The organism is Rhodococcus sp. RS1C4 (assembly GCF_002258225.1).
In the GTDB taxonomy this organism is placed as follows: Bacteria; Actinomycetota; Actinomycetes; order Mycobacteriales; family Mycobacteriaceae; genus Rhodococcoides; species Rhodococcoides fascians_E.
The window spans coordinates 207,668-228,907 of sequence record NZ_NOXZ01000011.1; the positions used below are offsets into that span (position 1 = coordinate 207,668).

Annotated in this window: 17 protein-coding genes; 6 read left to right on the top strand and 11 right to left on the bottom strand. The window is 58.8% G+C overall.

Annotated elements, in window-relative coordinates:
- Positions 1 to 2: 2 nt before the first annotated feature.
- From CH289_RS04510 to CH289_RS04520, 3 genes are read right to left on the bottom strand one after another with little or no spacing between them, the layout of a single operon-like run.
- Positions 3 to 761, bottom strand: coding sequence for an SDR family NAD(P)-dependent oxidoreductase (locus CH289_RS04510; protein ID WP_094727405.1), 759 nt, complete (start codon positions 759 to 761; stop codon positions 3 to 5).
- A gap of 52 nt (positions 762 to 813) precedes the next feature.
- Positions 814 to 2,295 (bottom strand): aldehyde dehydrogenase, encoded by a 1,482-nt coding sequence (locus CH289_RS04515; RefSeq protein WP_094727444.1) that lies wholly within the window; start codon positions 2,293 to 2,295, stop codon positions 814 to 816.
- A gap of 52 nt (positions 2,296 to 2,347) precedes the next feature.
- On the bottom strand, positions 2,348 to 3,733 hold the full coding sequence (locus tag CH289_RS04520; RefSeq protein ID WP_143545039.1) for an MFS transporter: 1,386 nt from the start codon (positions 3,731 to 3,733) through the stop codon (positions 2,348 to 2,350).
- Positions 3,734 to 3,974: 241 nt separating this feature from the next.
- On the opposite strand from CH289_RS04520, the gene CH289_RS04525 reads away from it, so the two are divergent.
- Complete coding sequence (locus tag CH289_RS04525; RefSeq protein ID WP_094727407.1) at positions 3,975 to 4,808, top strand: IclR family transcriptional regulator; 834 nt, start codon at positions 3,975 to 3,977, stop codon at positions 4,806 to 4,808.
- Positions 4,809 to 4,841: 33 nt separating this feature from the next.
- On the opposite strand, the gene CH289_RS04530 is transcribed toward CH289_RS04525, so the two are convergent.
- The 5 genes from CH289_RS04530 to xth all read right to left on the bottom strand — a co-directional run bounded on the left by CH289_RS04530 (position 4,842) and on the right by xth (position 12,609).
- Positions 4,842 to 6,188, bottom strand: a complete 1,347-nt coding sequence (locus CH289_RS04530) for an MFS transporter (protein WP_256977023.1) — start codon at positions 6,186 to 6,188, stop codon at positions 4,842 to 4,844.
- Between the two features lie 80 nt (positions 6,189 to 6,268).
- Positions 6,269 to 7,648: an MmgE/PrpD family protein gene (locus tag CH289_RS04535; protein WP_094727408.1), complete on the bottom strand. Its 1,380-nt coding sequence runs from the start codon at positions 7,646 to 7,648 to the stop codon at positions 6,269 to 6,271.
- 135 nt (positions 7,649 to 7,783) lie between these two features.
- The gene (locus CH289_RS04540) at positions 7,784 to 8,539 is read right to left on the bottom strand and encodes an SDR family NAD(P)-dependent oxidoreductase (protein WP_094727409.1); all 756 of its coding nucleotides are present in this window, start codon (positions 8,537 to 8,539) and stop codon (positions 7,784 to 7,786) included.
- Positions 8,540 to 10,124: 1,585 nt separating this feature from the next.
- Complete coding sequence (locus CH289_RS04550) at positions 10,125 to 11,084, bottom strand: alpha/beta hydrolase (RefSeq protein WP_094727411.1); 960 nt, start codon at positions 11,082 to 11,084, stop codon at positions 10,125 to 10,127.
- A 721-nt stretch (positions 11,085 to 11,805) separates the two neighbouring features.
- Positions 11,806 to 12,609 carry an exodeoxyribonuclease III gene (gene xth, locus CH289_RS04555; protein WP_256977024.1) on the bottom strand — a complete coding sequence of 268 codons (804 nt, stop codon included), beginning with the start codon at positions 12,607 to 12,609 and terminating at the stop codon, positions 11,806 to 11,808.
- A gap of 212 nt (positions 12,610 to 12,821) precedes the next feature.
- On the opposite strand from xth, the gene CH289_RS28165 reads away from it, so the two are divergent.
- The 3 genes from CH289_RS28165 to CH289_RS04565 all read left to right on the top strand — a co-directional run bounded on the left by CH289_RS28165 (position 12,822) and on the right by CH289_RS04565 (position 15,232).
- The gene (locus tag CH289_RS28165; RefSeq protein ID WP_179276726.1) at positions 12,822 to 12,992 is read left to right on the top strand and encodes a hypothetical protein; all 171 of its coding nucleotides are present in this window, start codon (positions 12,822 to 12,824) and stop codon (positions 12,990 to 12,992) included.
- A gap of 419 nt (positions 12,993 to 13,411) precedes the next feature.
- Positions 13,412 to 14,863 (top strand): NAD(P)/FAD-dependent oxidoreductase, encoded by a 1,452-nt coding sequence (locus CH289_RS04560; RefSeq protein WP_462052391.1) that lies wholly within the window; start codon positions 13,412 to 13,414, stop codon positions 14,861 to 14,863.
- Between the two features lie 108 nt (positions 14,864 to 14,971).
- On the top strand, positions 14,972 to 15,232 hold the full coding sequence (locus CH289_RS04565; RefSeq protein ID WP_094727413.1) for a DUF3263 domain-containing protein: 261 nt from the start codon (positions 14,972 to 14,974) through the stop codon (positions 15,230 to 15,232).
- Between the two features lie 691 nt (positions 15,233 to 15,923).
- Here the strand turns inward: CH289_RS04565 and CH289_RS04570 are convergent.
- Together CH289_RS04570 and CH289_RS04575 are read right to left on the bottom strand one after the other, a co-directional pair.
- Positions 15,924 to 16,523 carry a cysteine hydrolase family protein gene (locus CH289_RS04570; RefSeq protein WP_094727414.1) on the bottom strand — a complete coding sequence of 200 codons (600 nt, stop codon included), beginning with the start codon at positions 16,521 to 16,523 and terminating at the stop codon, positions 15,924 to 15,926.
- On the bottom strand, positions 16,516 to 17,883 hold the full coding sequence (locus CH289_RS04575; RefSeq protein WP_179276727.1) for an APC family permease: 1,368 nt from the start codon (positions 17,881 to 17,883) through the stop codon (positions 16,516 to 16,518). Before CH289_RS04575 ends, CH289_RS04570 begins: the two co-directional genes overlap by 8 nt.
- 282 nt (positions 17,884 to 18,165) lie before the next feature.
- Between CH289_RS04575 and CH289_RS04580 the strand changes: the two genes are divergently transcribed.
- Entirely contained in the window at positions 18,166 to 18,861 is a 696-nt protein-coding gene (locus CH289_RS04580; RefSeq protein ID WP_179276728.1) for a TetR/AcrR family transcriptional regulator, read from the top strand.
- A 259-nt stretch (positions 18,862 to 19,120) separates the two neighbouring features.
- On the opposite strand, the gene CH289_RS04585 is transcribed toward CH289_RS04580, so the two are convergent.
- Positions 19,121 to 20,248, bottom strand: coding sequence for an MFS transporter (locus CH289_RS04585; RefSeq protein ID WP_218828449.1), 1,128 nt, complete (start codon positions 20,246 to 20,248; stop codon positions 19,121 to 19,123).
- 259 nt (positions 20,249 to 20,507) lie between these two features.
- On the opposite strand from CH289_RS04585, the gene CH289_RS04590 reads away from it, so the two are divergent.
- A complete protein-coding gene (locus CH289_RS04590) occupies positions 20,508 to 21,095 on the top strand; it encodes a TetR/AcrR family transcriptional regulator (protein ID WP_218828450.1) in 588 nt (195 codons plus the stop codon).
- Positions 21,096 to 21,240: the final 145 nt, after the last annotated feature.

The following is a 21,240-nucleotide window of genomic DNA, read 5'->3' on the forward strand; positions in this document are numbered from 1 at the left end:
GTTCAGTGAAAGGACCGGCCTCCATCGGTCGCAAGCGCTGAGCCTGTGACGTATGACGACTCCGAGCTGGTCAAGAACAGAATCGAACGAGCAATTTCGATCGGCTCAGCCAAACGGCCCAGCGCATAGTTCCCAACGTTGTTTCGGTGTCCGTCCGCCATCGCGGTGTCCACCATCCCGGGGCACACACTGTTTACTCGGACTGTCGGTGCTAGCTCGGCGGCGAGAACGCGTGTCAGGTTTAACACTCCGCCCTTGGAGGCGGCGTATGCGGTGTATCCGGGAGCATTGGGTAGCAAGCCTTGCGCTGACGCAATGTTCACAATCGTCGCGGTCTCCTCCTTCTGTAGCCAGGGGATACAACTACGCAGAACTATGTACGCACCGGTCAAATTGACCTCCAGCACGTGCCGCCAGTCCGCCGCCGTGACATCGGATGCCAAGCCGCGGAACATAATTCCTGCGGCGTTGACTACGCCGTCTATGCCGCCCAGCGCAGTGGCCGCCCGATCGACTGCGTCCGTGACCGCCTCTTCGTCGGTGATGTCGACTGCGTAACCGGTTCCGCCGGTGAGTTCGGCGGACTGTAGTACGCCCTGTTCGTCACGATCCAGTAGCGCGAGCGAAGCACCCTCACTCGCGAACAGCTGGGCAGTGGATTTTCCGATCCCCGACGCCGCGCCGGTCACAACGATTCTGCGTCCGAGCAGTCGTTGCCCGGGGGTCGTCGAATGATCTTCCATGGTTTTCGAAGGCGTCATTATGCCGCTTCTCCCTCTTTGGTATTCCGATCTCAACGAACAACTAACTGACTCAGCGCATCACGAAAGCATTGGCTGGTGCACCGTCGTCGGTGGAGATAACAATGCTTTTGGTATCGAGATATCCGTCCACGGCTTCTATTCCATGTTCGCGACCCAAACCGGACTGTTTGGTACCGCCGAATGGAACCATGTAGCTGTACGTACGGTAGGTGTTCACCCACACGGTGCCGACGTCGAGGGCCTTCGACATTCGCAGCGCACGCCCGACGTTTTCGGTCCACACGCCAGCCACGAGGCCATACGCCACGTCGTTACCGAGGGCGATCGCGTGTTTCTCGTCCTCGAATTCGATGATCGAAAGGATGGGGCCGAACACCTCCTCCTGCGCGATCCGCATGTCGTTAGTGACGTCTGTGTAGATTGTCGGCTCGATGAACTGGCCACCGGTAAGATCCGCGCCACTCGCCGGCCGTCCACCGAGAAGGCATCGAGCTCCCTCGGCGTTTGCAATCTCGATGTAGTCCAGTACTTTTCGATATTGAGGTGGCGTAGCGATGGGGCCCACATTGGTCAGTGGATCGTTCGGATCGCCGAGTCGGATGCTGCGGGCAATCTCCACCAATTTCTCGGTGAACGCGTCCTTGATGGAACTGTGGACGAGCAGCCTCGAGCCGGCCGAACACATCTGGCCTGAGGCACCGAAAATCCCCGACACCACTCCTGTCGCAGCCTTGTCCAGATCCGCATCCTCGAACACGATGTTCGGTGATTTTCCGCCCAGTTCGAGTGACACGCGCTTCATCGTGCGGGCGGCGCTCTCGTACACCCTCGCCCCGGTCGTATCGGACCCGGTAAACGTAATCTTCGCGACATCGGGATGTTCCACGAGCGCCGAGCCGACGTCCGGGCCGAGTCCTGTCACGACATTGAACACACCGGCAGGGAACCCGGCCTGCCTGGTCAGCTCGGCGAATTCCAACGTACTGGCAGAGGCGAACTCCGACGGCTTCACGATCACAGTGCACCCGGCGGCAAGCGCCGGTGCACACTTGACCGCCGCAAACCACAGCGGCGAATTCCACGCGGTGAGAGCTGCGACAACCCCGATCGGCTCTCGGTACGTGAAGGCAACCGAATCGGACTTCTCGATGGGGATTGTCGATCCCTGAATTTTGTCTGCCAACCCGGCGTAGTAGTACCAAACCTCAGCAAGCGACGCCAACTGTCCGTTGACTTCAGCGAGAAGCTTTCCGTTGTCACGAACCTCGACGGCCGCCAAGTGATCGGCGTTCGCGAGGACGAGATCTCCCAAACGGCGCATGATCTTTCCGCGCGCCGACGCCGACATCGACGACCACGGTCCATCGGTCATCGCACGGCTCGCTGCCGATACCGTCCGTGTGACGTCGTTCTGGTTACCGAGAGGGATCTGTGCCCAAGCTTCACCTCGATACGGATCGACGGTGTCAGTCCACTTCCCTCCGTCTGGGTCGACCCAATCTCCGTCGACGAACAGCTGGTACTTCTTCATAGTCGGTCCCTTCGTGCGATTTGTCGTGCGAGAAATGCCCATGCGAGTTCGGTCACGGCGCAGGTCGAGCTCCGGCTGCACCGTGCACAGTGGCGGCAACTCGGTCGGTCGTGTATTCGGCCAGCTCGATGTGACGGCCCTCGTCGAGATTGGACACCGCGTATACGGATCCGACAATCACTGCCAAGGTGAACACCATCACCAAGCTGGTGCCACCTACGGCGGCGAGAGCTGCTGCAACGAATGGTGCCGGGGCCGAGAAGATCAGGTTGGAGAACGTGTGCGACATGGCAGCGCCGGAGAAGCGCACCTCGGTCGGAAACTGCTCCGCGAACAGTGCAGGCTGAGCGCCACTGAGGAACTGAATGGAGCACAAGACCAAGGTCACTATCAAGCCTGTGACGAATGCGTTCGCGCTGGCAAGGGTGAAGAAGAGCAAGATTCCGGCGAAGCAGCTTGCAAGTCCGATGTAGAAGACTTTTCTACGCCCGATCCGGTCACACACCCATCCACCGGCGATCGAGAAGAGGATGGATACGCCGTTGGCAATCATCAGGATCACGAACGCCGTCTGCGAGGACATCCCCGTCTCACTCGGAAGGTAGCTCAGCCCGTACACCGCGATCAAGTAGAAGCTGAGTGACGAGCCGCCCCAAGCCAGAGTCAGCATGAACACCTTGCGGGGGTGCGTCTTCAAGACCGACAGTCCGGCACTGCGGGACTTCTCCATCTTTTGCTCGACAGTACTGTTGACGACGAACGCCGGGGTTTCCTCGAGCTTCGTTCGAATGAAAACCGCTACGACGACAATAAGGATGCTGCCGAGGAACGGCACGCGCCAACCCCACGACTCGAATTGCTCCTGGCTGAGTGTTGCACTGAGAACGACCAAAGCGAGGTTCGCGAGTACCTGACTGACCGGCGAGCCAACGATGATGAACGAGCCCAGTAGTCCTCGTCGGCGCTTGTCGCCGTGTTCCATCGTCATGAGTTGATTTCCAATGGCTTCGCCGCCCAACGAAAATCCTTGAACGAACCTGAGACCCACGAGCACAGCGGCAATACCGAACCCCTGCCCCGTCGGCAAAAAACCGATCAGGATCGACGAGCCGCCCATGAGAATCAGCGTGGCGAACAAAATGGGCTTACGCCCATGTCGATCACCGAGATGGCCGAATACCACCGCACCTACCGGTCGTGCGACGAACCCGACGCCGAACGTCGCGAACGACGCCAGGAGCGCACCAGTAGACCCCAGACTGTGGAAGAACAGGACCGGGAACAGTGTGGCGGCGAGAGCGCCGTACACGGCAAAATCGAAATACTCCAGAGCAGACCCCAGGGCGCCACTCACGACGGCGCGAGTCTCCATCGTTCTGGGATGCGTACGCGCAGCCGGGGTAGGAACGGCCGACTCCGGTTGACTACCTGTGGTCACTTCATTCTCCGAATCTCTCCATTGAGTCGCCAGGCGATCGCTGCGGTGGACCGGGGCCTGGACGTCCCGATACGGAATGGCTGATCGTTTCTTGGTCTTGATGTTGCTTCGATCACAACTCCCCTGATCCCATTAACCCCTGTCCGTAGACCTACGTCCAATACCGACATCCGAACACCCGGATAGCTGCTTCCTATTGCCCACGTATCTTTGCGATGCTTCTTGACGCAATGTTTCATATATGAAACTATTCGGAAATCACGACGACTACCGCGAAAGTTGGGCTAGGAAGTTGAGCGCAGAAGCACAGGATCAGAAATACCGAGCCCCCGCGCTGGCGAAGGGTCTCGACATTCTCGAGCTTCTCGCTTCAACCGAAGACGGTCTTGCTCAGGCCGAAATCGCTAAACAACTGAGAAGAACGACATCTGAGATCTTCCGAGTTCTGATGGTGCTGCGCGAGCGAGACTACGTCCAGGTCGATGAAGCCGACCGATACCGACTGACAACAAAGTTGTTCGAGATGGCGCACCGCACCCCTACCATTCACCGTCTCACTGCAATTGCAGGGAGCGAGATGCAAAAGCTTGCCAATCGTATCGGCCAGAGCATTCACCTCTGCATCCTTCATTCTGGTCAATTACTCGTCGTCGCTCAGGTCGATTGCCCCGATACCAACGTGCACACCGTTCGGCTGGGTGCGCTTATTTCAATCGATAATTCGGCATCCGGCCGGGTCCTCGCCTCGCAAATGGATCCCGACGACCTCGACATTTTACTTACCCTCGCCGGGCCCGGTGAAAATGACCAACGCACCAGGTTTTTAGCAGATCTCGCCCAGGTACGGGCAGCAGGCTACTGCCAAGGCAGATCCCTTACGATCGAAGGCATCACCAACATTTCTGCACCTGTCTTCGACTTCACAGGCAATGCCGTGGCTGCGATAACTACCCCGTTCATACATCGATTGACGGGAACCGAAAATGTAGATCCAGACCAGGCTCGGTCGTTGTTGGTACAGACTTGCGAGAGCCTTTCCCGCAGAATGGGAGCTGGAGGAAGTTGGAAACCCTGATATCGAATCGGATACCAGTACAACTTGATTGGATCAGCTTCGTTGCGCCTTTTCGATCCGGTTAATGCGCGAGGGGTCACGCTGCGGAACCTTGACGAAAAGCAATAGAATGAAGGCCATAGATAGTGCAACCAACGGTACGCTCATTCCGACGATGATGTCGCCGGGGGTCGCTATCTTACCGATGAGGAACGGTCCGAAAAATCCGCCTGCGGAGGCGAGCGAGTTGATCACTGCAATACCGACAACGGCCTGGCGCTTGGTCAGAACCTCGCTGATCAAGGCCCAATATGTAGGAATGTTCCCGATGACGCCGCATGCAAGCAGTATCAATCCGATCATCCCCAGCAGCGGCGAGTCACGGAAGACACCCGTTGTGACAAGACCTACTATCGCAGTGGCAAAGCAGAGCAGAACAATCGGCTTTCGTCGACCGCTAATATCCGCATACCGAACCAAGAGCAACATCACGATGGCGCCACAGACGTATGGAATCGCTCCATAAATTCCAATGCTGGTGGGTGAGTATTCCGGGTTCAACTGTGACACGACCTGCGGGAGGAAGAACGTCATACCGTACGTGGCTACTCCTGCAAGGGCATTGATGAGTCCGAGATACAGAACCTTGCGGTTCTTCAGCGTCTTGAGCTCACTCGAGTGCTCGTGATCCTCGTCCGGCATCGCCGCGTACTCGTCCGCAATCGAAGTCTCCAGCCAATTTTTCTCATCGTCGTTGAGCCACTTCGCTTTGTTCGGACGGTCCGCCAACGTGAGCAAGATCCACACTCCGAGCAGAACCGGCGGCAAACCTTGCAATATGAAGATCCAGCGCCAGGAACTGAGCCCGAACCATTCGACATGATCGAGAATGAGCCCACCGCTGAGGCTACCGACGATGAGAGCGAATGGCATTGCGAGTGCCATGACACCTATGGCGCGGCCACGATCGTTGTTGAGGAACCAAAATGTCAGAAACAGAATCAGACCGGGGAACAACCCTGCTTCAGCGATGCCGAGCAATATTCGTGCGACGTACAGCTGAGTAACAGAGTGTACGAATCCGGTCGCAACAGTGACCAAGCCCCAGGTAATCGCAATACGCGCCAGCCATACCCTCGCACCGACCCGAGCGAGGATGATATTGCTCGGAACTTCCAAGAGCACGTAGGCGAGAAAGAAGATTGCCGCAATAGTACCGTAAGTTGCCACATCGATGCCAAGCTCACTGCCCATCGTGAGTTGGGCATAGCTAATCGATGAACGATCCATGTAGTTGAACGCATACAGCAGAAAAACAATCGGCAGGATCGTCTTCCGTACTTTTCTGACAACGGCCTTGCCATCGACCGGCGAACTGACCGGCTGGGGATTTGCAGTCACCGCGCACTACCTCCATCTTGATTCGACTGGAATTGTTTGAACAGAGATTTCGGAACTCGATACTCTACGAGAACAACCGCTCAGCGAACGAGCTCGATGATTTCGGTCAGATCGTTGCACTCCTCCAACCCCCAGAGCAGCATGGTCACGCGGTCGATGTCATCTGTCGGCAGGGGCCGAATAGATACACGTGCACAGTCATCGAACTTCTTGGACAGTTCGTCTACAGTCATCGGTCGCTCCGGCGTGCCAGGAACATCAGAACCCCGGCGGGTAAATATTTGTCCGTTACGAAGTTGCACCTCAACTTTGCCATCCGGCAATTTCATATCCCAGTTGAGTTCGGCATCCTGTACCGGAACCACCTTGCTCGCCACAGACAGGACTTCAGCATCTCTCAAAGTGTCAATAGAGAAGTCGGACAGAAGCATCGAGCCCCTCACCAGGGCTACTGCGACTGTGAACGGTAGCGAGAACTTAGCGTCCATCATGGTTTGCGGTGCTTGTCGAGCGTGGAGTGGGACAGTCATCCGTTCTGCGAAGTTGCCCACATACACTCTGATCTCGGCGATGTCGACAGCGTCGAAGGGGTTTTCGCGTGCCAGCTCGATTGCGGCATGAATGTATGTATGCGCGTTTCCGACCGCTGGCCAGTACTTGTACGTCATGCCTTCGCTCAGGAAGTCGACTCCCAGGCCTGCAAGCATTTTCTCGCGGTCGAATTTGCCGCCGAAGTAGACATTGAAAATTCCGGCCTCCCCCTCGAAGAGGTTCTGCATTCCATGCATACCCTTCCCTGCCAGGAGGGTTGCATTCACACAGCTTTGAGCAATGAACCCCGCGTACAGACCACGGATATCACTACCGACACCGAAGATCTGCTCCATGGTGCCGCCTGCGGTAAGGCTTGCAATGCCTAACGAATGGGCTATTTGCTCTGCGGTCAGCCCCATCAATGAGCCACACGCGGCAGTGCCCGAGTAGGTCCCGACGACACTCGATAGATTCCAGTCCATGTTCCATCCGACGTTGCAACGGAGCCTGATGAACAGCTCTTGTCCGATGGCCACCGCGGTGATGAGGTCCCTGCCGGTCACGGAGCCCTTGCGTTCGGCCAGAGCAAGGAGAGCCGGCACAAGTGAGCTGTCCGGGTGTGCCCCCCACGGAGTCTGGCTGTCGTAGTCGAGACCGTGGGCGAGAGTGCCGTTCGCGAAGGCCGCGGCTGCGGCAGGAACGCGGTCACCGAAGCCGAGGATGGTTGCTTCTTCTTTACCGCCTGCATCGGTGACAAGCTCGATGATCGGTCTCACAGCGAGCTCCATGCCACTTGCGCCCAGAATTACTCCGAGTGTGTCGAGAATGCTCTTCTTGGCGGCCTCGACCGCGCCCGGCGGCAAGTCCACATATCGGGTGTTTGCAGCGAACTCAGCAAGGTCCTGAGCGAGGTCACGGTTCGTCATCGTCGGTCTTCTCCGATTGGGTGATTGGTGTTGTCGGTTTGTCGGGGTGGCCATTTCGCTGGCAATCCAGATCTCGAAACAGTTATCGGCCGTAACAAAGTGTCGGTGGTGGCCCATGACCACACTTCTGCGCCCCTACAGGCACGCTGTCTGTCCGCCGTCCACCGAAACGACTGAGCCCGTCATGAAGCTGGCGTCATCGCTGAGCAGAAAGACGATTGCCGCCGCGATTTCTTCGGGATAACCGATTCGTCCGATCGGATGTTTTGCGTTGATCGATGCAGCCTTCACCGGGTCGTTCATCATGTAATCGGTGAGCGGCGTTCTGGTCATTCCGGGGGCAACCGCATTGACGCGTATACCTAGGGGTCCTAACTCAGGACACATCGATTTCGTGATTCCGGAGATCGCGAACTTCGAAGCGACGTAGGAGAGCCGGTTCGGCACACCGAGAATACCCGCCCCTGAGGAGATATTCACGATCGCCCGCGGACCCTGGGCGTCCTTCACTGCCAGAACGAAGGCCTGGCACATGTTAATCGTGCCGTCGAGATTGACAGACATGATCTTGCGATGCGCCTCAGGGTCAAGGTCGACGATTGTTCCTGAACCGGTGATGCCGGCGCAATTGACGAGCCCGTTTATTCCACCCAGCTTCTGGCGCATCGCGTCGAGAAGATTCACGGCTGCGGCGTGATCGCAGACATCCAGCACCGCTCCGTGCACGCGGTCGGCGTTGGACACGTTGGCGATTGCCGCGTCGACCGCGTCCTGCGTGACGTCCACGACGACAACAGTCGCACCCTCGTCGATCAACCGAGCCGAGGTCGCGGCACCGATTCCGCTACCCGCGCCTGTCACAACGACAGTCCGGCCTTCAAATCGCATCATCGACTCACTCTCCTACTGATTGGCGAACGCGCTTGAACTCACACCCATGATCAAATGTGGCGCGGTGCACGTTTCTATATGAAAGACCGTTTCATATACGTAGGCGGCCGTCAAGGCCCGAGACCTTCAGTTCATAACTAGCGAAGCAATATCGCGATCGCCCCTGATCTAGGGGCTGCTCTAAACCGACTGTGGCCGGGAACGATGACGATGAGGTTCTGTACAGAATGACATCGAGCGCAATCGAAGAAATTCGGTACACGCCATGGCCGGTGACACGGCCTCGGTGCTGTCTTGACCTGTCAATCAGCTAAATACGAAAGATCGATTTGCGACGGATCCAAGGCCTCACGCCGGGCACGCAAACCGATTCGGTCGGGGTTAACCCAGGGCACAGCGAAACTGGGAATGCATTCGAGCGGCTGGCGCATTGCGCCTGATGTCAAGGATTTTTGCGAAGGTCCACCCTGGTATTTCGTAACAGGATCGGATGACGTTCTGGCCACTGCCCAGCAGCGCCGACGGCCGCGGTCGACGCCCCCACCGGCTGGCCGGGAGGGTAGCGGGGCAACGAACATACGTTTTTCGCTCGAAGAACGGGGTTTGTCGCCGACTGCATCAGGGACGATGCCCGGGTACCGCGACACGCCTGGGCCGTGGAGTGTCGGCCCTGAGTCAACACTGAAGCAGAGCAGCTCTTTCAACGATCTCCAGAAGCCTCATCAGTCCGGGTCTGACGCCCATCAGCCATCAACGCAAGCCAATTCTCGTAGCTGATATCTGCCCCCGTTCCTTGGGAGCAGGTCCAGACGTTGCTCGATTTGGACTACGCGTCCTGGCAGATCATGGCGGGCTCGAGGAAGGAATTTGCTCAGTCGCATTCAATACTGAGTCCCACGAAACGACCACCTGACCCTGTAGCTCCAGAACACAGGCGGTTGACAACGAGCGGACCAGGCATCACCGCCGGTGCAGTTCGCGCATCGTCCAATCACCGAGCGGCGATCGAGGATCCGCCGGCTGGTCGATCTTTTGATCGCCCTGCCAAGGTCGCCGATCGCAACGTTTCGCGGCCGTTGGGAGGGCGATCCGAGCATCGGGACCAAGGAGTGCCGGAGAACAAGACGTTGGACGCGCGGACGTCGAGGTCGGTGATGTTGTTGCATCTCTCGACCGATCATTTCGGTGACGTTGCTCGCTGGTGCTCAACGACGCAGACCGCGAAACTGCCTGCCACGCCGGTGTTCTCGTTCCCTCGATCGCAGCTGGGAGCTGTCCAACCATACCGGAATCACGATCGCCAAGGCAGTGCAGATCTATTTCTGCGATTCGCCTCCCCGTGCCAGAGTGGCTCCCACGAGTACACCAACGGCCTGCTCTGTCGGGACCGCAAGAAGGGCACCGACCTGCCGGTGCACGATCCCGAGCGACTCGACGATGTCGTGGCGCTATCGAACACTCGCACTAGCTTGACTCCGGAATGGGATTCTCCACTCGGGGAGTACGAGGAACGACTGCTCGTTGCGACCATGACGTGAACGAGTCGCCCTTCCGATACCCGATCGACGTGACAGTTGTCAGTTGATCATCGGACAAAGCTTTCGCTGAAAAAGTCAGAAATCTTTTCGAACGGGATGAGGTCTGTGCGATCGTAAAAATCGATGTGTCGAGCGCCGGGGACCACGACGAGTTCCTTAGGCTCGGCAGCCTGCTCGTAGACTGTGTCACTGAAGTATCGCGAGTGAGCATGCTCGCCTGTAATCAGCAGGATCGGCCGCGGCGATATGTCCGGCAAGTGAGCCAACGCGCCAAAGTTTATGTGTGAGGGGCTACTTGTGATAGTGAATCCGCCGATCGATCGAGGATGGCGACCGCGGTCGGTCACGTAGTACTCGTGGAATTCCGCCGTGACCGGATCTACTGCGTCGGGGTCGAATTCGGAGGGAAAGACCGGCGTCAGCGCCGACTCACCTGAATCTACGTCCATCCAGCGCTGCGCGGCGATGGCTTGCAATGCTGCCCGTCGCTCCTGGTCGCTTTGGGTGTCGAGCCATCCGCCCCGCGCGATGCGGTTGATGTCGTACAACGCTGAAGTTGCAACAGCTTTGATTCGAGGGTCGACCTGGGCTGCGTTCAGCGCGAAGCCTCCACTTCCGCAAATGCCGACGGCACCGATTCGGTTGCGATCGACGTAGCCGAGAGATCCCAGATAGTCGACCCCTGCACTGAAATCCTCCGCAAAAATCTCTGCCGACGACGCATGCCGTGACTCACCGCCGCTCTCCCCATTGAAGGAGGGATCGAATGCAAGGGTAACGAACCCGCGCGTGGCGAGATCGTTGGCGTACACACCGGGGCCCTGCTCTTTCACTCCGCCGTAAGGCGGTCCGATCACGATTGCCGACTGCGGAACCGACTTGTCGATGTCTTTCGGTGTGTACAGGTCGGCGGCGATGACGATCCCATATCGGTTCTTGTACCAAACGGAAGTTCGAACGACCTCAGTCGATGGAGTGAACGTAAGACCGCCTTCTTCTTGTGACATGGCGACTACTGCTCCTTCTAGATTGGATTTCGATCAGCCAGACTCGACTGATTAGCGAATAGGATCTCTCAAGCGTGATTTCGAGTCGGGAGGCAGATCGGGGCAACAGGGGGTACCAGTTACACCACCCCGCTGACACGACATTCGCCGTCCTGCGGACGTGTAGAAGACAGACTGGCCATATAGATCTTCCGACGACAGGGCCGGGTCGATTCAGCCCCGGACGACGTAGGGCTGCCTGAGCGTCATTCGGTCATAGCGTTCGCTTCGCTCGTGCGGACAGGACGGATGGCTCGACATCGATAGTCCACGTTCCAGACGCATACGAAGCCACACTTACATGGCTATCGTCCAATACCAGCATTTCCCCCCCTTGCTTCAGGCGAAAAAGGTAGGTCGTCGGGTGACAGTCTGCTGACCCATCACTCATCACATGGATGCAGCTGCGGTCCGAACACGAGTCGTAACGCCCTGAGACCTGACAGTCCTCTGCAATCGTTCTCCTCGAATTCGTGGTCATTCAGCTGCTTTCAAGATCATGTATGTGTTGGCTGCCGGTCTCAGTTCCGAAACTCGCATTGATTTCGGGACAATTTGACAGCTTTCCCAGAGCGAAGTCCAATACCGAAAAGCAATAGGGCTTATAGGTCAGGGAGTCACTCCCCCGTGACCTCGCTCTCGGTGCAGTACTGCATGATGCGGCTGACTTGCAACGGCCCCTTCACCTTGTGTCCGAAGGGGGTGGGACCATTGGACCGATGTCTCCGTCGGGAGCCACATCCAGGTCCATCACTACTGGGGCATGGTCGCTGGGCCGAGATCCTCTTCGGGCACTCCGATCAACCCAGGCCGCTCGTACCCGCTGTGTCACGGGAGCACCCGACAGGATGATGTCGTAACGCACCCCAAGATTCTTGTGAAACATTCCTGCTCGATAGTCCCAGTAGGTGAACATTCGCTCGTCAGGCCACCGCTGACGCATCACATCATGCAGTCCCATAGACTCGAGACGCAGAGCGACAGCGGTTTCTTCATCCGTAACCGCCACGCCGACCTCGAAGGCCTCGGGTCCGTACACATCAAGTAAAGACGGCGAGACATTCAAGTTGCCTGCTAGCACCACCGTATCCGGACCAGCTGCAACCAGTTCGCACAAGGCAGCCAGCCATTCGAGCCTGTAACGATGATGGGGCGACGCAGCGCCCCGCCCGCTGGGAACGTACAGAGAATGAAACCTCACCCCGGCGCAAGTAGCCATAATGGCTCTACCTTCTGCACCCACCAATCCCGAAGCAACGTTATCGAGTCCGACACGAGAGATGATCGCTACGCCGCTTCGCCCGCCTTCCCCTGTGTGCGAGTACTTGTATCCGCGTTTGGACAGAGCGGCGTCGAGCAATGTTGCAAATTCAGTATCCGAGACCTTGGTTTCTTGCAAGCAAACTACATCGGGTTGCCGCACATCGAGCCAATCAACGAACTGAGTCCGTCGTTGTCTGATGGAATTGACGTTCCAGGTACTCACGCGAATTTCTGCTCACCCCCACAATGTTGCATTGTCGTATTCTCGTCGAGTTGACGGGTGAACCCTAGTGCACGTTCGCGATCATCTCCATATGTGCGAGTTAATTCCGAAGTGTGCGTATGCGCAGGACATCGCGAACCCACAAAGTTGCATCTCATTGTAAATTTATCACCGAGGGGACTGCCCAGATTTCATTCGACACACGGTGTACCGTGACGAGAATCTTGATCGGTACCGATCCGAGGGCCGAATTGTCCACTACCGAGCACCAAGCGGATGACTGCCCGATGCCGTCGACGGCAGCTTTCACACCGCTCCGCGTCGTCGTCGTCGTCGTCGATGGCACCGAAACGACAACCGTCGCTCGACATATATACGCCTGAAGATGCGTACGTCATAGACTCCGTCATGGTTCTTCCTCCGGCAAACCAGTAGTAGCTGATTCCAGGTACGCGTCTCCAGTCCACGCTAGTGATCCGTCTCGCTGCAGCGTCTGGCCATCGCAACACGAAGTGCAGGGCGCCCCAAGCACGGGCCGAGTGGACGCATGGGCAGTCTTTGGCATCGAGCACCAGCTGAGATCTTGGAGCACCGCGGTCGCAGGCGAAACCGTCTGTCTCGGTCCGAATTGCTGAGATCAATAAGCAGTATCGAATTTCGATATTGGACTTGACCCGCCGGATGATGGATAAAGAAGGCGTAGCGGTGACAGTACCCACCAGCAGCAGCGGATGCGAAGGGTAGTGACCCCGATGGCCTGTTGATCCGCGAATATTCGACAGCCGTGTCCCGGCCGTCCCGAATGTGTAAGGACTCCACAATTCTCGCTTCTAACGCGCCCGAGCTCACCCCAGCCCTCGCACAACGGGTTCATCGGCACCATGTCGTCATCATCGGCTCCGGGTTCGGTGGGCTGTTCGCGGCCAAGCAGCTGCGCAAGGCCAACGTCGACGTCACTCTGATCGCCAAGACCACCCACCACCTGTTCCAACCGCTGCTCTACCAGGTGGCCACCGGCATCCTCTCCGAAGGCGAGATCGCACCCTCGACGCGGATGATCCTCAAGGACCAGGACAACGCGTCCGTCATCCTCGGTGAGGTGAATTCGATCGACCTCGAATCCAAGACCGTCACCTCGCAGTTCCTCGAGCGCATCACCGAGACCAGCTACGACAGCATCATCGTCGCCGCAGGGGCAGGTCAGTCGTACTTCGGCAACGATCACTTCGCCGAATACGCACCCGGCATGAAGACCATCGACGACGCGCTCGAGCTCCGCGGCCGCATCATCGGCGCCTTCGATCAAGCCGAACTCGCCACCGATCCGGCCGAGATCGAACGCCTGCTCACCTTCGTCGTCGTCGGCGCAGGACCCACCGGCGTCGAAATGGCAGGCCAGATCGCCGAGCTCGCCAACAAGACCCTCGACGGCGCCTACCGGCACATCGACAGTCGAAGCGCGAAAATCATCCTGCTCGACGCCGCCCCGAAGGTGCTGCCGCCGTTCGCCGACTCCCTCGGCCACGCCGCCGCGAAGCGCCTGACGAAGATGGGCGTCGACATCCAACTCGGCGCGATGGTCACCGACCTCGACGCCAACGGCTTGACCGTCAAAGACAGTGACGGAACCGTCCGACGCATCGCCTCACGAACCAAGGTCTGGTCTGCGGGTGTTGCCGCGAGCCCACTCGGTAAGACCCTCGCCGCACAGTCGGGTGCCGAGATCGACCGCGCGGGCCGCGTCCTGGTGAACAAAGACCTCACGCTCCCAGGGCACCCCGAGGTGTTCGTCGTCGGCGACATGATGGCACTGGACAAGCTTCCCGGCGTCGCCCAGGTCGCCATCCAGGGCGGCCGCTACGCAGCACGCGTCATCGAAGACGGTGTCGAAGCTGTGCGAGCAGGCAAGACTGCACCCGAGCGCAAGGACTTCAAGTACTTCGACAAGGGCTCGATGGCGACGGTGTCCCGCTTCTCGGCCGTGGCGCAGGTCGGACCCATCAAGATCACCGGGTTCATCGCCTGGGTCATGTGGTTGCTCGTCCACTTGCTCTACATCGTCGGCTTCCGCAGCCGGCTGACGACGGTCATCTCCTGGCTGACGGCGTTCTTCTCCCGTGGCCGCGGCCAGCTCGCCATCACCGAACAGCAAGTCGACGCCCGTCGTGCCATGGTCTACTTCACTGCTCCCGAAGCGGCTACTGCACCGGCACCAGAATCCGCCACGCGCCCACTGCAAGATATCCGTGCGTAATCAAAAAGAAAATGCGCGATTTTGCCAACTGCAACGTCGCAAGTTCGACGAATAGGTAAAGCCCGTCGCCCTGGATTGGTCGCGCTGCGCTGACTTCTGATCGATTTTATGGAACTATCACCTGAAAGACGAAAAGTGCTCCTGAAATCAGACAAACCTATCCTAGATTTCGCCTTGAAGTGGCTTCCGTGGGGAGGAGGGCCTGACGAAGACATTATGGTTGAATTCGGACTGTCGACCGTGCAATTCTACTCACGCCTGCAGGCGCTGCTTGACTCCAGCACCCGTGCGCCAAATTTGGATAAGACAGTAGTGGACGAATTATATCGACTGTGCAATACGTATCTTGCACACGTTCGACGCTTCTAAAAAAGACGATGGGGCTCTCACACGGTACAGTCGACGAGGCAAGTGCTGGACGCCTGAATCCGAGGGCAAACCCATCACCCCTTCGTCATCTCTCCACTGCCCGGCGAAACAGCCTTCTCCATGAGGTAGCTGACGTAACCGTTCGACGTCGCAATCTGCCTCCCCAGATCACCCATTTCAGCTATGACGTAGGAAGAATCGCTCGCATCTATCTGTTGGCGGATCTCGGTGGCCGCTGTCTGCGCGGCAGGAGGATGCCGTTCAGACCTCCGATGTTGATGTAGTAAACAGGATGTCGGGGTCTTCGTTGGTAACCGAAACTCGTGGCGGCGACCTCCGAAAACCTGCGGGACAGCGACAATGAGTCATTCAATCAAGATCACGATCGTCATTGACACTAGTTGATCAACCGGCGTGACCACCGCGTGACGCTCAGATGCCGCCGAGGTTCTCGCAGATGCCAGCGTGGCCGGCCCGGCAGAGGTACTCCGCGTAGCGGCTTGTACATCCGCGCCGTTGTTGTCGCCACCGCGTCCGAAACAGACTCGAAAATTTCCTGGAGTCCGACCGGCCTGCATTCGCTGGCCAGGAAAGCTATTCGGGCAATTGGCCCGCCGCCGCCGGCGGATACCAGCGGCTGGTCAGCGCAGTGCCCGTCTCGGTCGCCACGGCGAGTTGCTGCCAGGTTGCACTAACCGGCTACCGCGACGCTGGTCTCGAGAAGTCGGTGGGCGTCCGCAGAGTCGATCACTGAATCGCGTTGTAAGTAGGACATGGCTGCGAGCGAGGACTGGTGTGCTGGAGGTGCCGATGCGTAGACCGCGTCCTCGACAACGCGGAAGTGGTAATCGTGTTGGTGGGCGTCGACTGCTGTGTAGTGAACGCAGACATCGGTCAACCCGCCGGTCAAAATGACGGTGGTGGCGTTGTAACCGCGGAGAACGATGTCGAGGTCGGTACCGAAAAAGGCGGAATAGCGGCGTTTCCGGATCTCGTACTCGTCGGGGGTAGGTCCGAAATCTGCAATATATGAGGCGCCAGCGGTTCCCTCGATAGTGTGAAGATCTTCGACACCGTCGACTTCTCGCCCGAGGTCGGCGTGACTCTTGTGATGGAGTTCCCTTATGAAAATCACGGGGACGCCGACGCGGCGCGCGGTGTCGACCAGGGCTCGGATCGCGGTGATCTCGCTAGCCTCGTGGCCATCTGGTCGGCGCGGCGGGGCGAAGTCACGCTGGACGTCGATGCAGATCAGTACGGTGCGCGGGGCAAGGGGGTTCGTGTCATACATCGTCGTAATGTCCTTTCGAGATATGTTCGCGGCGTTGACGAAACACGACAGCACCGAGGAGACCGGTGCAGAGGTACATCAGGAGGCAGCCCCATTCGATGTACCAGGGTTGCCCGATCGCCCGGGGCCAAGAGATGTTGACTATTTCGGCGACAAGCCAGACTGCAGCAGCTGTATTGACGATCACGCCAGCTGTGCGCCCGAGAGAGAAGCGTCCTCTCGACCATTGCCCCCGCAGTCGTGTGATCAGTGCTGCGGCGACAGGAAACAGGAACGCTATGTAGAACCCGCCGGTCGACATCGAAATCATGACATCGTAGAACCCAGTACTGACCGCGAGCGCCAGCAACAGGCAAGCTAGCAGCGATGTCAGCACCAGCGCCGGTCGCGGTACGTCGTCGGTGATCGATCGTCGAACCAGGATCGGGGACAACGGGAGTGAGCGGAATGCGGCCATCGCGTGAACGCTGCGCGACAGCGCCGTGCAGACCGCAGCGATTCCCGCGGTGAAACCGATGCAGACGACGACGGTGAGGGGTACGACGACGTTGCTGCCGAGGTTGGTCGCTATGGTCTCGAGGATTGCGTCGCCGACTGCTCCGTTTGCCACGGCATCGAGGTCGGGGACGGCGAGGACGAGTGCGAGTCCGGCGTACATGACGGTGGCGGCGACCAAGACGAGGGAGGCGATTTGGGCTATGGGTACGTTGCGTTCGGGTTCGGTGACCTCAGCGGCTAGATCGCCGGCGCTTTCGAAGCCGATCAGTGCCCAACCTACGACGGCGACCGCAGCCAGGAACGGACCTGCGGCGTACGCCGCTCCGCCGTCGCTGAATCCACTGAAGATGACGGATATGTCGTTGTTGCGGTGGACGAGCAGTAGGACCGTTCCAACGACGAGACTCCCGATCACCTCGCAGATCACCGACATGACGACGAAGATTTCGAGCAACCTGCGGCCGACGAGGTTGACCGCAGTCGCGGCCACGATGAAGGCCAGCGCGAAGGCGAGTCGAGTAGTGGTGTTCGGGTTGTCGATTCCACACAGTGCGGCCGCGAAGGTGCTGGCCGCGAAAGCGGCGGCGGAGTTCAGGGTGAGAAGAGTCCAGATGTATACCCACCCTGTACACCAGGCGAATCGTGTGCCTACCAGCCGTCCAGCCCAGGCGTACACACCACCTTCTTCCGGCCACCTACTCGAAAGCTCGCCGAAGACCAACGCAACGAGTAATTGACCCACCAGAACCACTGCGAAAGCCCACCAGAACGACGGCCCGGCGATGCCAAGTCCGAGGTCGAAGATCGCGTAGAGCGCGATAATCGGTGAGATGAACGCAAACGCCACGGCGAACACGGACATCAGCCCAAACCTACGACGGATGGTCTCATGAGCCGCCGCGGCGGGATGCTCCGTTGCATGATCGGGATGCTCCGTTGCATAAGCGAGTACAGGCTTTGACCACGCGTCGGTTACTCGACCGAGGGTTAGCGATTCGGACGTCCGTATCGGCGGCACCGGCATTTTGGTCATGCGACCTATATTGGACAATGTGTGCTGCACTAGGATTTCCCGAACGTTACGACCGTGTGTAACCGGTTAACAGCATGTAAGCGACAACGCCGAGTATGCGATGATGATCGAGTGGCAGCACGAGGACCTGGACGTCCCCGAAACAGTGCCCGAACCAGAAATGGAGCGGACACGAGGAGCGAAATCCTCGACGCAGCAGCTGAATTCATCACCACGCTCGGCTACGGCGCTACTACGACCCGCAGGATCGCCGACGCCGTCGGAGTCAGTCAGAACGTGATCTATCACCACTTCGACTCAAAGGACGACATCCTTGGGGCGCTCCTGACTGCGTTAGTACAGCCGGCGTTGACGACTGCCCTCGCTCTCGACGAAACACCAATCGCGACAGACCTCGATTGCGTCGCTCGCCTCTGGGCGCTAGTTTTCTTCGACTCATCGCTCATGCTGACTTGGCAGTGGAACCTGGGTGTGCTGTTCGCATTGCCCGAGACGCGTGCGCCCGCCTTCGCATCTGCACTGCGCAGTCGCAGCGAGCTCCAGGACATCTACGTCCGGTTCGCCGACGCAGTCGCAGCCCGGTCCGATGTCCCGCCGATCGGCGACCTTGCCTTTCGGCTGGTTGAGTCGACCGCGAGCATCAGGTCCGACGATCAAGCGGGCCCTGAGACCGCAACCAACCTCGCACGCTCGTGCGTCTACATGGCTGGATGGATACGTGACTTGCCCGACGTCGCGGTGCGGGCAGCTGAACTACTCGAAGCAGTCGACGCGCGCACACAGATCGACTCGGCAAAAACACCGTAAGGGCACACGCGTGTTGACACGTCAGCCTTGCGGAAGCTCGGTCGTGGGACACCGGCGAGTGAACCGTGCTGGGACATTGGAGACTGCATTCTCCTGGTGAGATCACAGCCTCCACCAATCCCAGTACACTTCAAAACCACCACCATCGTTCCGCCCATCCTGTTCCCCCACGCCGTCTATGGGTGCGCGGCGGGAGAATCAACCATGCGGATGCCATTTCGTCGGTGATACGGCTCATCCAAAAGAGTTAACCACCCGGCTAACAGCGCGCGCCAGGAGGAAAGCTGAACCGACGAGCAACGGCTACTACCGTTGCCGTGCCGAGGATCAGTGCGAGGGTAGAGATGGGAAACGATCCTGGGCCCGTGGTCGCGAGAAGTACTCCGCCCGCGCCGCTCCCGAGGAAGATGGCCATATTTGCAGCCGTCGTTAGAACCGAATTGGCGACATCTGCATCAGGTCCGGAGGCATCGGCGAGTGCGGTCTGCAGCAACGGCGAGGCCCCGCCGAAGGACAAGCCCCACAGAATCACTGCCGCAAGGAAAGCCACCGGGGTGCTGCCTGCAAACGTCAGCAAGGTTGCTCCGATTGCCAATGAGATCAGGCCGGTCAGGATGAGCGTCCGCAACATGCGGTCCGCCAGCGCCCCGACAACTGCGATGCTCGTCAATGCAGCCACCCCGAAAATGGCGAGCACCACATCGACCCTCAAACTCACGCCCGTATGGTCGATGATCGGAGATATGTATGTGTACAGGATGTTGTGAGCGAGAAACCATCCGAGCACCACAACAATAATCGGAGCGACGCCGGGTAACAGCATTACGCGAGTGAGGGGCGTTCGTCCGCTGGCGTCCTGCCCCGCGGCATCAGGAACCGCTGCAACGATCCATAGGACCAACCCGAGTGTGATCGCAGACATCAGACCGAACGTCGCGCGCCAGCCGAGCACAGAGCCCAGATAAGTCGCGACGGGTGTGCCGATCGCGAACGCGACAGGAGTACCAGCCATCGCTATGGTCAATGCTTTTCCGGACAGCGTAGGCGGGGCAATCTTGCGGGCGTACCCGGCGAGCATTCCCCACACGATTCCTGAGAAGGCGCCTGCCGCGAAGCGTGCACCCAACGCGACCGTGAAATCGGGCGCAAGCGCAGTGATCGTGTTTGCTATGACGAATCCGCCGACGGCGAGAAGCAACATTCGCTTGCGGCGCCATCCGCGCGTGAGAGTGATCGCCGGAATCGCAAACAACACAGCGCCGAGCGCATACGCACTGATCAACTGTCCGGCTGCGGCTTCTCTGACCCCGAACCCAGCAGAGAGTTGCGGGAGCAGCCCTGCAGGCAGCGTTTCGGTCATGATGACGATGAACGCGGTGGCTGACATCGCCAGTAATGCTGCCCACGGCAGAGTCTGAGGTGCGTCGCCGTGGGGTGGATGAGGTGCATTGGAGTCTGCTAGGTCATGGACATCGATATCTGGATCATTCACTCCGTAAGTCAACATCACCACCCCACCCCGCCGCCAACTGATATGGATCGATTAGTCTGTAATTCGTGACACAGTGCAGTCGTTCAGGAGCGTGATGGGTAGAACCGGGAGACCACGGAAGTTCGATATCGCCAGCTCGGTCGAAGCAGCCATGTTGCTGTTCTGGGAGAGCGGTTACGACGCGACGTCGCTGGCACAGTTGCGCGCGGCTATGAGTTTGTCTTCAGCTAGCTTCTACGCGGCGTTCGGCTCCAAGGAGGGTGTGTTCGACGCTGCGGTCCAGCGATACATCGAAAGCTACGGCCGCGTGACACTGCCCCTTGCCGACGTCGACCTCGAACCGCGGGAAGCGATAGAGACGACGTTGCGTGGGTCGGTGATCATGCAGACCGATCCGGCGCATCCGCTCGGTTGCCTGATCGGCCTCGGCTCCCTGATTGCCGGCGCGGACGGGAACAGGCGCGCCGCCCTGGAGACGCGGAGAGCCTTTGACCGCGAGAACATTGCGGCCCTCGTCGAACGAGCAATCGCCGATGGGACGCTCGAACCTCCTACCGCCGTCGAGGCACTCGCGACGCTGCTTCATGGTTTCTTACTCGGATTGACACCGCTGGCCAGAGACGGCGTGGATGCTGAAACCCTGCAGGCCTCGGTCACAGAGATGATGCGGTTCTGGGATTCGATGCACCCCGAGAGCGAGGCCAACGATGGAATGATCAGAGGGACTGCTGACCACCACTGACTCCAAACCAGTGCGTACAGGGGCACGCTCCGCGTGCTTCGGTATCTCTCCGCCCCATGTTGATTACACGACCGAACTCACCGACAGTTACCGCATCGTCAACCGGTGTTGACGGTTGTCTTTCAAATTGTTGGTGCGGAATGCT